This window comes from Chromobacterium sp. CV08 (genome assembly GCF_051129845.1).
Lineage (GTDB): Bacteria > Pseudomonadota > Gammaproteobacteria > Burkholderiales > Chromobacteriaceae > Chromobacterium.
This window is the reverse complement of record NZ_CP150453.1, coordinates 2,044,564-2,060,113: the sequence shown is the minus strand read 5'-3', so window position 1 is coordinate 2,060,113 and position 15,550 is coordinate 2,044,564. Positions and strand designations below refer to the sequence as shown.

Genomic DNA, 15,550 nt, shown 5'->3' with positions numbered 1-15,550 from the left:
GTCGCAACGCAGCATCAGGGGTTTTGTAGCGGTTCCAGACACAGGCCTCGCGTCTACGCAGGTCTCAGTTGCGGCCCACACCAAGGACATCCTCAATGATCAATCCAATCGACCCCACGGCTCGGCGCCCCCAAACGACGGTCCAGCCTTCCACGCCTCCTCAGGCTAAACCCAAGCCTCTGGCCGCCACCCAGGTGTTGCCTGCCCAGTCCGTCCTCAATTTGGCGCAAAGCGAGCTCGGCACCGACATGCAGGAGCTCGGCAGCATCTTCCCCGTGGAGGAAAGCTGCGCGGAAACCCTGGAAAACATGAGCTTCGCCTTGGGCACGCAGGCCAGGGAAAGGATGCGTGGCCTCTCCTCCAGCGCCGACCGCGCCCGGCCGCGCTCCATGATGCAGCGTCTTGCCAAACAAGTATCGGCGACCGCCCCAGACCATTTGGAAGAGCTGCGCCAACGCGTGCCTGGCATCGAGGCGGTGGAAGAAGTGGATGATCTGCTCAACAGCCTGCGCCAGCACCAGTTCGACGCTGGCGAGATGGCCCTGCTGCTGGCTGCCATGCTGGGCAAGGACGGCCTTTCCCCCACGCGCCGTCGGCGCCTGGAAGAAGCGCTAGACCGGGTGATGGACGACGAGGATTGGGCGCTGCAACTATTCAGCCACCTGGAGTTCGGCGCTGTCGGCAAGAGCGGCCTGGCCGAGCTGCGCCGCTTATACCAGCGCGCGGCTAGCCGTCAGTCAGGGCTAGTCTATTGGTTTGGACAGTTCCGTCAGATGGATGACCGCCAGCGCAAATTGAAGACCTTGATCCGGGCGCTGGCTTTCGAATTGTCCGCGCAAGGCGGCGCCACCGACATCCGCCTGGCCGCGGTCATCACCGATTTGAAACGGGTGCTGCAATTCCTGGGGATGGAAGATCATTGCGACCGCGTAGCCAAAGCGCTGGCCATCCCGGAACTGGACGGCAACCGCATCATTGAGGAGCTGCTGGAAATCATTCAACAGTCCTGGGTGTATCCGGACTGGCTATCCAGCCGCGCCGACGCCCTGATGCCGGAAGAACACAGCCGGCATGGCTATGCCCGGCGGATGGGAGAACTGGTCAAGCTGCTGCCCGATGACTGTTTCGAAGACATAGACCAACGCGAAACCATACTGGCCGCGTTTCTGGAATACCAAGAACAGCTGGCGGACGAAGAATAAGCAGACCGGCAAGCCAAAGAAATGAACAATAGGCGCTCGGAGATCCGACAGCGCCTGTTGTTCCGGCAACCCAGCAAAGTACCGTACTTACCGCTCATGCCGATGATGATGGCGATGATGCCCGCCATGCTTGCCGCGATGATGTTCTCGATACCGAGGCGCATAGACTTGGCGGTACCAGTCATCCCGAACGAAGAAGACACGCTCACCGCACGCGTTATAGCGATGGCAATAACGCTTCCAATGCTTGACATGTCCGGGAGGGACTCTCAAATAAATCGGCTCATGCCTGCCATAACCCGGACGCACGATGATGGGGCGCGGAGAAATCACTTGCGGATGGGGATAGTTTCCGATGTCTAGGCGGCCATAAAAACCTGGCTGCCCAATATCGATGGAAACTCCGGCGCCGGCATTTGCCGCCGACGTCCCCAAACTGCAAATCAAAAAAACTGCCATTGCAGCCATTTTCTTCATTTCACACTCCTAATTTAGAAAGCACATGTTCGCAATTACAGATCATAGAACACGACGCATAACAACTGTCGTATAGACGCATGACACATGCGGCACCAGTCGTATCGCAAGGTGGCATCACACAAAATCCGTTATTTGTTAACGGATCGCCAGCACTGAATGACGTCCATCATCGTCGCTGCATGCCCCGCACAAAAATGAAGCATGCGCTATCATAGTTCGGTTTGACTTGGCCTCATGCGCCACAGGATAGGCAGACCCCGGCGATGATGGAGGACGACCGCCGCGATATGGGCGATTACCGCCAGGGCCAACACCGCATTGCTGGCGAAATGAACCCGCGCGAATCCGCGCGTCAGCGATCCAGGCGGCAGCGGCGCGGCCAGGGTGAACCAGCCAAACACATCCACCGCGCGCTCCATCATCAACATGCCGCTGAGCAAGGACAGGGATCCCAGTGCGTACAACGCCAAGTGCCCGCGGCGAGCCATTTTCCATCCGCGCGCCGGCATGCTCGCCGGCGGCGGCATGCGGAAACGGATTCGGTTGAGCAAGCGCAACAACCAGAACGGGACCAGCAAGGTGGTCAGCGCGACGTTCAGCGGCGGCACGGCTTTGGCCAGGGCCGGCGGCAGAATGCCGGAGGCCAGCGCGAATCCGCTCAGCAGCGCCCACAGCATGACGGCGGCGCACAACCAATGCAGCGCCATCGCCAAAGGGGGATAACGTTTCATGAATACTCCAATCGGCAGGATGGCGGGAAGCGGCATGCCGCCTCCCGAACCCTCTCCAAGCGCGCCTTTATTTAGACGGGAGTCCACAGCGCCGGCGTGGTGGACGGCGTCCAACCCGCGCCAACCCAAGCGGTATGAGCCTGCAGACAGCGGTAACGGCGATTCTGATAGTTGACGACCTGTCCTACGGCGTAGGCGACGCCTTCGCGCCATGCATCGCCGGCAGGCGGCGGCGTAACCCCGTCATCGCCTTTCTTGATGTCGATCTGGTACCGGTAGCCGCTATAGCGCTCATTCAGCCACACGCGGTTGGCGGTGGCGCTGCGGACCGGGTTGATCGTGACGGTGCGTTGCTTGCTGCTGATCACGCCGATGCGGCCGATCTGGGAGCTGGCGTTGACCTTGACGCCCAGCTCGTACGGCCAGTTGGCCGCCTGGCCGGTCGTGGCGCTCAGATCCACCTTGTGGCTCTCCACATCGCGACCGCTGCCGTCGAAGATGCGCAGCGTCACCGAACTCTTGTTCGGCAGGTTCTCGTGAGCGGTCACACTGCCCACTTCCTTCCACGGATTGGAGATCGGCGGCGGCTCCGGCTGCGGGCCGCCGTTGCCGAAGTTGACGTCGGAGCAGGAGTAAAAGGCCTCTTCGCTATCCGAACGCTTCCACACGTTGTAGATGATGTGGCGGCCGGTTTTGCCGGTCGGCAGCTTCATGGTCATGTGATAGCGCTGGCTGGCGTCCAGCGGCGGATTGCCGTTATAGGTGCCAAACAGTTCCAGATCAGACCACTTGAGCGGCTGGCTCGGATTCCAGCCGTTCTTGGTCACATAAAACCGGAAGTATTTGGTGGCATGCGGAGCCGGCGCTTTATAGATGAACTCGAAATTGCCGCTGGCGTTCGGCACGATATTGGTGGCGGGCCAGTCGGTACGCGCCAGGTTGAAACCCTTGAATTTCGACTGGCCGGCCGCGCACAGCGTGCCATCGGGAACCACGGCTTGATGATTGTCGCCAGGCGGGTTCTGATTGATGCCGTTCCAGTCGTACATCGCCTGCGTGCCGCCGACGCGCTTGGCCTCCTGACACGCGGGCGTCTTCGGCGATTCCGCGCCTTCCTGATAGCAGCTGTAGATCCGGTTGACGGGCACCTCCATGGTGCCGTGCGCCCATGACGCGCCGCTCAAGCCTGCCAAGGCGATAGCAATGCCCGCGGGCATGAAAGCTAATTTCATTTTAAGACCCCTTGATCTGATATTGAGATACCAAAAACACGAACGTCATTCACTGCAAGGCATTGGATACAGCGCCTGAACGCGTGATGTCTCTTGACTGCTGGCTTATGCCTGTTGAGAGACGGGATTTCAGATGCCTTGCTCGGTCAAGACCTTATCTGATCTCGGGGCCATTTTCTTTTGAAACCAGCCGAATTCTTCTATATTCAGAGCCGGCAAATCAGAAAAATAATAACGGCCATGCCCCTCATGGAACATGGCCGCTGTCTGGATGATGAAAATTGAGCGACTCTCTGATTAAATGGCTGCTCTTCAATTCACAATGATGATTTACTCACCCAGTGATCCAGCCTGTTATCATAGCAAGTATTTTTGATGTCATACTCATTTTCTCTTTCGCCTAGCTCCGGCTCGACTGCGGTTGCTGTGTTAACGGTGGGAGTTTAAACACTGTTCCAACCGGTACCTCCTTGCTGCCATATTTTCTACCAATCTCCGCATTATCCAATTGAAATCGCACTATGTCATCATTGCTAGCATTAGGGTTTTCTTTCTTAAATTCATTTCTCACTGTATAAAAGTTATCACCCGGCTTACTCCGATACTCTCCACCAGGAACCATAGTGAGAGCAGGCTTACCTGATATCTTGTCCTGGTCCGCGTCTTGAATCTCGGAAACACCTTGGCTCTGCTGCGGTTGCTGTGTTAACGGTGGAATTTTAAACACTGTTCCAGCCGGAACCTCATCGGGATGATCGCTAAGAATCCCCATATTAAGCAAAGTAAACTGTGCCATATCATAAGCACTAGCATTAGGATTTTCTTTCTTAAATTCACCTCTCACTTTATAAAAGGTATCACCTGGCTTACTCCGATACTCTCCACCAGGAACCATAGTGGGTGCAGGCTTATCAATCTCATTCAAACTGCTTAATACCCCCGCCATCATTGCCTCTTCATCCATGCCTTCCGCAGATTGATCCTTAGACAAATTATTAAGTACGCAAGCACGTATAATTTTCCAAGCGCCTATTCTTCCATGCGCTGTGATCAGCGTTTGACCCGTAGTCGTATTCATTGCACTCTGCGTCAAATACCCAACTTTCTCAGAATAATTAAGCGTACCAAAGTCTATCTTGGCTTCCATTGCGCTTGTACTGGCATTTTCATTTATTCGCCCACTGGGATTGGCGCTATATTTTGTTCCCTTAAAATCCACCTTCGCATTGCCTTCGACCACATTCCATGGGTTCCAGAATTTTGTTTGCCAAACCGGCCTTATATGCAAAAATGGCAAGTGCGTTGCTTGCAAATAGCCATTTGGCGCACTAAGATAACCAACCTTAATATTTAATTTATCCAGCTCTTTCTTCAACCTTACAAGATAATCTCCATCCCCTACATTGCAAGAATCAATACGCAGAACGCCAACTTGCTTCAGACCATAACTCTGCAGTTTTTCAGCAAGTTGTTTCGGACTGAAATGCTGTGGTCGACCAACCCCTAGGTCTCCCGGATCGGATGGCCCCGTAATGCTTCCATGAACAGGAATATCCAATCTGTCATTCAGCGTTAGCTGAGACAGAGTATTGCTTTGCGGAGGATTTAAAAGACTTGTTGGCCGAGTGGCAGATAGCTCACCAAAGACATTTTCCTGGGGAATTCCATGCTTCGCCATGGAGCTTTTCGCATAATCATCAAACAATGTCCAGTTCCTTCCCCCCGTATCACCGATCTGGAAAACATATCGTTTTCCTGAGTCAAGGTTAACATTGCCAGGCATCTCAAAATACTCATCAGTCGTGCCAGCCGGCAAGGTAGAAGCTGTCACAGGTGCACTACCCGCCCCTCCAGGTCTAACCGTAGTTCCCCAAGTAGGCCCGTATTGATTAGCAGGTACATTAGACAGCCATGCCTTGCTCTGCTCCGGGTACTTTGGAATATGAGAAGGTTTAATTTCTAACCCCAGCGCCCTTCTTATTACATTGTCATTCCTGCTGAAGCAAAACCCGCCGATGATAGTATCGCCTTTTACTGCATTTTTGAGAAGATCTTGTACATACGCATCAGTCGAGTGAGCCAAATCAACAACAACAACCCGGTCTCTCACGGCAGGAGGAAGATTTTGTGTATCCTCTATGGTGAAACGCATTTCTGCATTCAACTCACGATCACGCACTCCATTTGGACTTCCATGAGTGCCTGTCAATACATAAACTTTGCCGTTAGGATTTTTATTCAACGCATCCATGACCTGATTATTAACAACTATACCATTAGTCTCGCTAGTTGTTAGGCGCACTTCTGCCCCTTGTCTATTTTCAACCCTTTCAAAAACTTGAGCTCTTCGCTCATACAGTCCTTGCTCATTAAGATCGTATTCAATTCTCCCTGCCTGGCCATTCACCACGCCTGAGACAGATGGTCTAAGCCCCACAGAATCCTCAACCGCTTGAGTGCTTTTATAGGGGTCGGTAAAATTGTTTAATTTATATCCAAACGTACGTTCTGAGGTTTTTACCTCCACCCACCACACAGCCAATTTCTCACGCATCTCGAGACTATGTTTATAAGCACCAGACTCTGTTTTGCTGATCAACTCCGCATGTATGGCCGCAGCTAAGTGCTTGTAATCATCCATTTTGGCTTCTGGTGATTTTCTTAAAAACGCTTCACCACCTAAAGCATTTTGCATATCGACCAGCCTGGACAAATCTTGAGAATGTGGTGGTTTACTTAATAGTGTTCGATTCAGCCCAAGCGCTGACTCCAATCGAGCCTTATTTCTTAGCCCCAATGCATTGACATCCTTCAGCTTTGGTTTTAATAAAAAATCGAATTTTTCCGGCTTCCAACTATCTATCTTTCCCCTTAGCGCAGTATCGCCAATGGTAGATGGGCTTGTTCGGATTTCACTTTTATAAATCTGTGCACTTTTTTGAGTACTCATCAATTCACCAACCCATGGAGGTTGATTTATCACTTCGCCCACAACAGCAGAGGGCCCACCTGCTACTTTAGTGGCATTCGTCAGCAAGTCATCATTTTTTGTAACCTGCATCTTCAGCAGTCTTGTTTCGTAATTGGATAGCATCAATTTTTTCCACTCAGACTCAGGCCCAACAAACATCTTGCCGTCAACCATTTCCACACCGCCCCCAATTTCGCTTCCTAATTTCTCTTTTAGTCTATTAAATTGAGTGATCGACGGATCAATGATATAAAATTCGTCATTAACCTTTATTCTTATCACAAAATGATTCTCTGGATCTTCTATTCTTCCATTCCAACTCACCAACTGCACAATCTCTGGATCATGCCCTTGAGCCTTGGCTCTGTGATACGCTATCTTAGTGACATCTCGACACCGATCAGCTGGCGTATCCATGTAAGTCTTCAGTACGGCGTTGCCTTTAAGATCCGTAATCACAGAGTCCAGTTCTTGAGGCCTCTTCCTCGGGCCTGTTACCTGCCCCGAACTACCGGCCCGATTTCCAGAGTTAAGGACTTGCGGCGGAACTGTACCACCGGGGCCCCAGCTGCCGGTATCCGCGTCGTAGTGCACCGGCGTGCCGTATCCGCCATCGGGTTTCTGTATCCGCCAGGTAGAATCGCTATCGTCCCAGCGCAACTCATAGACGATGTCGTCCTGCTGAATGTAAGTCTTCCCGTCTTTCAAGTAAGTCCCTTGGTTGGGTCCGGAGCGCACGATGTCGACGCCGTTCAGGTCAACGTCGTTCACGCCCATTGTGCTGTCAAGCACCGGCAGCGTGCCATGCCGCCCGGTCGAATTATTATCTCCAACGATACCCGCCTTCTGACCACCGGGGCGCCAGCTGCCGGTATCCGCGTCGTAGTGCACCGGCGTGCCGTTTTCGACACCGGGTTTCTGTATCCGCCAGGTAGAATCGCTATCGTCCCAGCGCAACTCATAGACGATGTCGTCCTGCTGAATGTAAGTCTTCCCGTCTTTCAAGTAAGTCCCTTGGTTGGGTCCGGAGCGCACGATGTCGACGCCGTTCAGGTCAACGCCGTTCACGCCCATTCTGCTGTCAAGCACCGGCAGCGTGCCGTGCTGCTGGTCCCACTGGCCGCGTCCATTCTCTGGAGTTGGTTTGATGTCCAACTTCTGACCGTACTGCTGACGACCGATGGTAGGGGGAACAGGTGGGTTACCCTGTACCCCCAGAGGAGGTCGGGTATTATGCCAAGATCCTTGCCCGCCACCCAGCGTGATGGCTTGCTTCATCCCCTTGAAACGATTGATCACATCCACAACATCGCCGGCATCCCCAGGGAGAGAGAGTACGATATCCAATGCAAGGTCTGTTTTCAGCTGCGCTCTCTTGGTGTCATCGTCCTCGACGCTTATCTCTAGTGCGCTCAAGCCATGAGACAACAAAGTCAAACCGATATTCAAAAAAGCGACACCCGCCACGTTAGATACCGGCAGAGTAGCCATTGCCACTCCATTAACAAACCTCTTACCGAGTGCAGTCAAGCTCTTTGCCCAAACCTCGCCTTCCGTAGTAAACAAGAAATTAGCATTATTTTTAGCATCTGAAATTTCCATAGCTGAAAATTGTTCTGCCAACTGATCTAGTGAATCCACCGAATGAATTTCAAATTTGCCACGGTAAAAGGTTGGAGCCTCACTTTGCCCCGACATCAATGCGTGCCCTACAAGATGGCCTTCATAACGAGTGGCGCTAAAAGCATAGGCGTCTTTATCAGTTTCTGTAAAGAATTTGTTTTTATTCAAGTTGAAATTTGGCAAAAGAAACGCTTTGAGAGCTTCAGCATCATTTTTAATGCTAGCTTCACTAGCACTATTTCTTGGACCATAGTCTTTGTCTGGTTCTACCTCCAACGTTTTTCCGGTCAAGATATTAACCAGTATTTGCTTTCCATTACCCTTAGGGATAGCAACAATACCAACCACCTCGACAGGATTACCGTCATTCTTTAGAGTAAAATACCCTGTTTTTATTTTTGAATCTGCCGCATCTTTCAATTCTTTTATGTTTTTTTCTTCCCCAATTCGCCGCAGTGTATTTTTAACCGTTCCTTTCCAGATTTGCTCGCGAAATACAACAGACTCATTCTGCTCCATGTCGGACAATTTGCGTTGAACACTGCTATTAAGCATTGTTGTAATATCGAATGTCTGCCTGCCGACATACGGAGTCGTATGAAAAAGACCTTTAATGCTAGGAGGAAGGTCCGTGACTACATCGACATGGCCATCTCCGATACTATCGACATACGCACCCCGGGCGAGATCCAATAACTTGACCTTCATCGGCTGCTCAGGCCCAAAAGTTCCATCAACTGTAATTTTTTTAACTGTAATATCTACGATGGTGTCAGGCGTAATATTACTTACACCTTTATCTTTTAAAATTTCACTCAATGCATTCCAGCTTAACTTCGCTATATTCATCTCATGCGGATAAGCCCTGCGATAAATATCATTAACAACACTTAATTCCCGTTCCGTCATACTGCTCGAACGTTTTAATCCAGAGGCAAGCTGAGTATAAAAACTTCTAGCTTGATTCTTTGTTACATTACGCCTCCCGTTCACTATCGGGTGAGCCTCATCATATTCCTTTATCAGATCAGTCAATGTAGGTTCGCGACGTTCGATGTGATGAGATGGCGGGTTAGAAGAACTATTCTCTACTACTTTTTGTGGCGCGCGGGATGGTTGTGGTTTGTGGGATGAGCGATTTCTCTGTTCGCGAGTAGTATAATGATCGGGGTCAGTCTTCCATCCTTCGCGACGTGCGAGCCTCTCACGTATACGTTTTTCTTTCTCGAGTTTCTCCTGTTTTTCTCGTAAGGCCGCAAAACTTAACCCGGACGACGTGTCCCTAATCTCTTTATCTTCGTCCAATGAAACAGGTCTTCCTGTTCGCAGGCTGTCCAGCAACGCCATCAATTGTCGGGTCTCCTGCTCTTCCGTACCCACCAAGTGGACCAACTCATGCCGCAGTACGTGTGTCAGGTCGTTCAGGTCGTTTACGCCTTCCCGAATAAAAATACGCTGATGGCTATCCCCCCTCTGGACGCATGCATCAAATTTTGAATGTCCCATTTTCGCAGGGCCAACAATAACCAGCTGATTTTCGTTCTCTCCTCCCTTCATATAGGAGTGTATTCTCTTGATCTGGTCTTCACATTGAGTTTGCAGTCCCTCAGGCGTTCTACCCATTCCTCTTATCTGATCACGCTGCTTCGGAGTCAGATTATTCAGTATGTCTTTTTCCTGCTTCAATTGTTGCAATGCCTCACTCAATGCCCAGTCAATAGCCGCTTCCTCACTGGGCTGCATTCCGTCCGGGCCACCACGCCCCCGGCGGAGGATATCGGCCGACTTGCTGACCTGCTCCTCCACCGCGTCATCCTTCCCTTGATAAGCGCGCGCCTGCGGAGCCGATATGGAATCCCATTTCTGGCATCCAATTGCGGCCACATAAGCCGCCGAAAATATCAGCTCACGAGGAAATTTTTCACCCAGCTTCTTCAGATGTTCCATCCGGTCTTTATCGGCAATTGCCCAAATGGCCAGTGGAGCAGCCATAGCCAGATTCACTCCCCGAGGAAGGAAAGAGGTCACCAACCGAAACACGGCTTTAGGGACTTCCCGTTTCAGATACTTCTTGATCGCTTCCACTGGCTCCCCTTGGTTTGGCATGGCACTGTTCTGCAGCGCCCGCATTCCCAGAGTGATGGTGGCGGGAGCGATCATCGCTTTCAACCACGCCGGGCGTGGTATATCCAGGTTTTTTCTCCCTTCAATAGAAATCATTCTATTCAGAACGTGATTCACCAAGCCGTCTATTGAGCTAAATCCAAGATCTACAGATGACGCAATGACTCCGGCCGCAGCCGCACTAGTCATTTTTTTCAGCCCCCATTCCTGCAGGTACTTGCCGAACGTATCGGTACGCTCAAGCTCCTTTGTTATTTTATCAGGCAGCGATAAATTGCCATCCTCTGTGTCATTGAGTGCCTGAACAACACGATTACGCAGCAAAACAGCATTCGGATCATTAGTTCGACCAAAGCGCTGCTTCAGGTTCTCATTAAACACATGGTCCATCGCCCGCTCGATGATTTCAGGTGGAACCTCAGGGTGTGCTTTCGAATATTGTTCGACCTGCTCAGATGCCCACATACCGATAGCCTTGCCCAACCGGCCATCTATGTCGAAATTGTGCAACTTATGCCCTGTAACCGACTCTACCGAGTCTTTAATTTTAGCCTTAATATTTTTATTGTTTGTGTCTATTACTTTCAATGCATTTAACAGATATGCTTTGTTATTTGATGAAGCGGCCTTTTCGAGATCTGCTGCAGTACGGGATAGCATCGCCGCAGCCGATGTGAGAGACTCCTTGAACTGATGTGTTTCTTTATTTTCATACTCATTTTTAGGAACCGGGAGATGTTCAAGGCTTTCCTGCAAATTTATTGCAACTGACTGACTCACTTCCTGTGCAAACGCGCTCGTCTTTTTGCAAGCGTCAAGATACGCATCAGAAAAGTAATTTTTACTTTTTTTCGCCATCTCTACAGCTGCTTTCAGGTCATCCGCGACTCGCTTGAGTTTTTCAGTCGTTGTCAAAATTTCCAGCGCAGCGACAGAAAAGGGGGCCTTTGTCACGCCTTTGTTAAATTCGCCTTTCAGCATTCTGAGCAAAGCGTCCCCTTGTTGTTCCCGAGAATAGGGTGCCGCATGAGCATTGAATGCCGGGGGGGGGGATTTGATATGCCATTTTTCCCCTGCTGCAATCAACCTCATCGCTTCGATTACAGGTTGGAAAAATTCATCAACTCGGTTAGGGGCTTTATAATAGTTATTATTCAGTTTTGGCGCTGGCTTCGGATCGCCCAGCGCAAACCGTAACACATCCATTCCGCGCGTGAATTTATTTTCTACTTTTTCTCCGACACGAGCCACAAGCTTAAAGAAAGGATCATTTTTGTCAATACTTAACCTCTCTTTTACTGCTTGCCAATCCGTGTTAAGCAAGCTTCCGTTCAGAGCTCTTACAACGGCAACATTATCACAGTCTCTTTTCTCTTCGGCCTTAATTTTCCCAGCAACACTATCCAAAAGCGAACCATAGTTTGCGATTTCCTTTAATTGGCCGACAATGCCAGCGAGCGAATCAACTGCCGTAGCAACCCCATTCGCAATCAGAATATGTGGCGTCGATTTTCCAAAATGATTTTGCAGTTCCTTCATATCTTCTTTTTTATTAAGATAATCCAACCCTGAAGGTCCGGGAAGGCTTAAAACTTCATAGGCCCTCGCCTCAGTCACCTTCGCTACACTCTTTATTTCTTTTATCGTCTCCAGCAGTTTCCCTGCCATCGGATTACTTTTCTCTGCCGTTTCGACCGTCCAGTTTTCGGCAGAGATTAGCATCTCTTTTGCCTGCGTCAGCCCTATCACCGCTGCCTTCATGGCGGTAATTATGCCATTCAGCTGCCTGACTGAATGACGGGTTTTGGTGGCCTCATCGGTATCCTGCTGTTTCCCCAATATCGCTTGTGAGCAGTCCGCCATCTGCACCAAGCTCTGTTGAAGTAGTTGCAACTCATTTGCAATAGGTTGCAGTTCACCCGGCAATTCCTCGTATATGGTACCCAGATCATCCTTTATACTATTTAACTCTGCCCTATCTAGCTCTGGTCTTTCTGGGCTGTGCCCTTTAATCTGAAACGTCTTCCATCCCAAGTACTCGCCCTTGAACTCGGCATCGAATTTTTTAACTGCCTGATGATACAGTTCTTCCGATTTCTCTGCCCCCAACCCATCTGCTGCCGACTCCTTGACAGACTGCTCTGAAAAGAGCTTGACTAACTCTCTTTCCAGCACGGCCAGCTCTTCACTTTTAAAGCCACCTTCGATTTCTGGATCATTAGATAGGAACTCCTGCGTGTATTTCTCTTCCAGTTCGATCAGCTCATCAGGCTTCCCATCATTTTCGGGCATCCAATTGTTTTCCTGATTACTGACCATTTGCTGAAGGGTTTCCTCAATCGCATGCTCTATTCGCCCTAGCTCGTACTTAGTCAAATGCTGTGACACTCCACCAGCATCGGACATGCCAGTGGATAACCTTTCCATCTCGCCATCACTCAGCTTTCCATTTTCCTTAAGCTCGGATGGGAGAGAGGGGATAAGTTTAAGGCAGCACTGATATAGATCGCGGATAAAATCATCTTTAGTCCAGTCCTGACCAGCAGACTCGAGGCCGGATTTCATTTGGATAGCCGTAAACAAATTCATCAGCGGCGCGGACGGGCTCTCTGCGAGCGTTTTTTCACCACTTTTCTGAATTGTGGCCACAGACGAACTAGCATCTACACGGTTTTGGGTAAGATACAATCGCGATGTATTTTGGACCATGATTTACACTCCAGACAATATTAAAAGACAAATATTCATAAACAAGAAGATTACTGAAAAATCTTCTGAAAAAGATTAAGCCCTTACAGCTCACCTCACTCGCACCACAAAAACATCTTATGCGAGAGTTCCTATATTCATCCTTGACTAGAATCGACAACAGGCTCAGCGGCGCTACCCCGACTGGCGCTCACACTCATAAAATTACCGCCGCGTGCTTCTATAAAATCTTTAGGAAAAAGAGAGAGTTCGCCTTGTTGTGGGATATTGCAATCAAGCAAGCGCTCTTGCCATATTTCATGACTATGCGAAAACAAACGGCTTATAGCCCAATCAAATTGCTCATTCAAGCTCAATGATAGAATCACCAACGGCGTCTGCAATAACGCCTTGCCCGCCATAATGCTGGCGTCAGATTCAATAAGCAGCTTAGGGAAAGAAATCAACCCCTGCTTGAGTTCCTCATATTGCTCAGGGCAAACATACAACACGCCCTCTTCACTATCCAGCAATGCTCTGACACGCTCTCGCAGCAGATTAATCAGCAGCTGTGACTCGCTTTGCTGCCCATAATATTCTTTAAAAACTTGAACCAGAACATCGTACAATTGACCTTCCAGCCGCTCAATAATCTTATGTTCCAGTTCCTGCTCGGCAATCAACCATTCAACGACATTGGCAACCGCTTGTTGCCGAAGCGCAGGTGCTTGCTGCTCTAGATTTTTCAGCCCATCCTGCCATGCGGCTTCACTTATTTCTTCATACATTTCACACAAATTTTCGATTTTTTTCTCACCATCTTGGATAATACTTTTCGCCTGCTCTCTAGCTTGTTCGATTATCTCACTCGCTTCTATATAGTCGGCCAAATAACTGGCAGGGATAATCGGTCCAGCCGGCGCGCTGCCCGGCAGTTTCGTGACAGGGAGGAAAAGCGGAGTCATGAGGCATCCAATTCTGGGTAAGCAGGTAGTCGCCGCCGTTTCGGCAGGCATCGTTAGGGGTGATATCTTCGCCACAAGATGGCGATAACTCGGCCAGCCTGTGCGCAGGCGGCTTGCAATAAGGCAATCTCCTGCCGCCGTTGCAGGCTATGAGGCTGATTCAGCTGTTGTTTCAGTTGCGCCTCGCCGGCATCCAGCCGGGCGAGCAGCGCATCGCGCACCGCGCCATGCACGTCCCGCCGCAGTGCGTCTTCCAGATGAGTGATACGGGCCATCGGTTTTTCCTTATTGGCGATTTACAGATGAAGTGGAATGGAAACCAGCCGCTGCTCCTGTATCAGGGTCAGCGCGGTGTGGCTCAGCGCATAAATCCGGTAGCCGCTGGGCAAGGTGCCGCCTTGCTGCAGACGCATGCCATTGGCCAGTTCCACATAAATGGAGTTGGCGTTTCCGCCCACGCTGACGATGGCCGCAGGCAAGATATTCGCTGCCGGCGCCGCGGCGGGAATATTCTGGAAACGGGCTTTCAGCCGCGTGCCGTCCGCATTGAAGGCCGCTGCCTCCGCCGCTACCGCGCGGGCGCGCTCAGGAGGCAGCTGTCCGCTGATCAGCAATTCCTGGCCGGACACGCCGATGCTCAGTCCGTCCAGCAGACGCTGGCGACTCAGCCGATCGACCAACCGGCCGAACAATTCGGCTCGATCATTAACCACACGCCAGCCATTCAGCGCAGATATCGCCCTCAGCTGCGTACTCGCGCGCAGCCAAGCGGCATTGGCCTGGATCGCGCCGTGGATAACAACTTGATCTGGCTTGGGTCCGGCGCTGACTTCCACTTCGCGGTAGCCGTTCAATTCCAGCACCTGGCGAACCTGGTGGCGCAAGGTGTCGGCGTCCAGGCTCTCGTCACTGAAGTTCAAGCCTTGCTCACGCATCCGGCCCCGCAGCCGCTCGATGGCTTTCGATGAGGCGCACAAGCCACTCAAACGGACCACGCCGCGCTCATCCCATTCGGCTTTCACACCCGACAGGCCTGGGTCGGCCATTTCCCGCGCCAGCCAAGCCCGCACATCAAACGGCGGCGGCTCGACCGGCTTGGGCCACAGCAGCACCGCTGTCGCCAATGCGGCGCAAATCAGCACGATGCCGCCGGCCAAACGCCAGGGGCGGGCCGCGGGCTTGGTCGTGGCGACTTCAGGCAGCCGTCGGGACGGCAGCGTCAACATCGCCAAAGCCGCATCCGCTTCCGCTTCGGCCAGCACCAGCCCCTGTCCGGCCAGGTCTATCGCCTGCCCCAACGGCAGCGCCTGGCCAGCATCCCACGGCAAACCCTCTACCCACACTGGGACCGGCGGCGCCATCGTCACGCCTTCCGGCGTCACGGTCAGCACGGTCGCGGCCCCCTCTTCCAGCGCCAGCGCGATATCCGGGTCGTCGCCGCCCAAGCGGAGCTCACCGGCAGGCAATTCCAATTCCCGCCCCGCCAGCGGGCCGTTCAGCCACTTCAGCTTGAACAAATATTCCATTTTCACTG

At 51.5% G+C, this 15,550-nt stretch carries 8 protein-coding genes; 1 reads left to right on the top strand and 7 read right to left on the bottom strand.

Annotation, left to right across the window (positions count from 1 at the left end; genetic code table 11):
- Window positions 1-95: 95 nt before the first annotated feature.
- The gene (sctW, locus tag WNM05_RS09970; RefSeq protein ID WP_434634629.1) at window positions 96-1,202 is read left to right on the top strand and encodes a type III secretion system gatekeeper subunit SctW; all 1,107 of its coding nucleotides are present in this window, start codon (window positions 96-98) and stop codon (window positions 1,200-1,202) included.
- 87 nt (window positions 1,203-1,289) lie between these two features.
- Here sctW and WNM05_RS09965 read toward each other — a convergent pair whose 3' ends face one another.
- The 7 genes from WNM05_RS09965 to sctD form a co-directional block, all read right to left on the bottom strand.
- Window positions 1,290-1,679, bottom strand: coding sequence for a hypothetical protein (locus WNM05_RS09965; RefSeq protein WP_434634627.1), 390 nt, complete (start codon window positions 1,677-1,679; stop codon window positions 1,290-1,292).
- A 212-nt stretch (window positions 1,680-1,891) separates the two neighbouring features.
- A complete protein-coding gene (locus WNM05_RS09960) occupies window positions 1,892-2,413 on the bottom strand; it encodes a cytochrome b (protein WP_434634625.1) in 522 nt (173 codons plus the stop codon).
- Window positions 2,414-2,484: 71 nt separating this feature from the next.
- The gene (locus WNM05_RS09955; protein WP_434634623.1) at window positions 2,485-3,645 is read right to left on the bottom strand and encodes a lytic polysaccharide monooxygenase; all 1,161 of its coding nucleotides are present in this window, start codon (window positions 3,643-3,645) and stop codon (window positions 2,485-2,487) included.
- Between the two features lie 400 nt (window positions 3,646-4,045).
- Complete coding sequence (locus WNM05_RS09950; RefSeq protein ID WP_434634621.1) at window positions 4,046-13,072, bottom strand: hypothetical protein; 9,027 nt, start codon at window positions 13,070-13,072, stop codon at window positions 4,046-4,048.
- A 137-nt stretch (window positions 13,073-13,209) separates the two neighbouring features.
- Window positions 13,210-14,016, bottom strand: a complete 807-nt coding sequence (sctL, locus tag WNM05_RS09945) for a type III secretion system stator protein SctL (RefSeq protein ID WP_434634619.1) — start codon at window positions 14,014-14,016, stop codon at window positions 13,210-13,212.
- A gap of 53 nt (window positions 14,017-14,069) precedes the next feature.
- Window positions 14,070-14,291, bottom strand: coding sequence for an EscE/YscE/SsaE family type III secretion system needle protein co-chaperone (locus tag WNM05_RS09940; RefSeq protein ID WP_434634617.1), 222 nt, complete (start codon window positions 14,289-14,291; stop codon window positions 14,070-14,072).
- 21 nt (window positions 14,292-14,312) lie between these two features.
- Window positions 14,313-15,542 carry a type III secretion system inner membrane ring subunit SctD gene (sctD, locus tag WNM05_RS09935; protein WP_434634614.1) on the bottom strand — a complete coding sequence of 410 codons (1,230 nt, stop codon included), beginning with the start codon at window positions 15,540-15,542 and terminating at the stop codon, window positions 14,313-14,315.
- Window positions 15,543-15,550 lie beyond the last annotated feature (8 nt).

Excerpts from the sequence above, each read along its gene's own strand:
- sctW (WP_434634629.1), top strand. The coding sequence starts at position 96 with ATGATCAATCCAATCGACCCCACGGCTCGGCGCCCCCAAACGACGGTC.
- WNM05_RS09965 (WP_434634627.1), bottom strand. The coding sequence starts at position 1,679 with ATGAAGAAAATGGCTGCAATGGCAGTTTTTTTGATTTGCAGTTTGGGG.
- WNM05_RS09960 (WP_434634625.1), bottom strand. The coding sequence starts at position 2,413 with ATGAAACGTTATCCCCCTTTGGCGATGGCGCTGCATTGGTTGTGCGCC.
- WNM05_RS09955 (WP_434634623.1), bottom strand. The coding sequence starts at position 3,645 with ATGAAATTAGCTTTCATGCCCGCGGGCATTGCTATCGCCTTGGCAGGC.
- WNM05_RS09950 (WP_434634621.1), bottom strand. The coding sequence starts at position 13,072 with ATGGTCCAAAATACATCGCGATTGTATCTTACCCAAAACCGTGTAGAT.
- sctL (WP_434634619.1), bottom strand. The coding sequence starts at position 14,016 with ATGACTCCGCTTTTCCTCCCTGTCACGAAACTGCCGGGCAGCGCGCCG.
- WNM05_RS09940 (WP_434634617.1), bottom strand. The coding sequence starts at position 14,291 with ATGGCCCGTATCACTCATCTGGAAGACGCACTGCGGCGGGACGTGCAT.
- sctD (WP_434634614.1), bottom strand. The coding sequence starts at position 15,542 with ATGGAATATTTGTTCAAGCTGAAGTGGCTGAACGGCCCGCTGGCGGGG.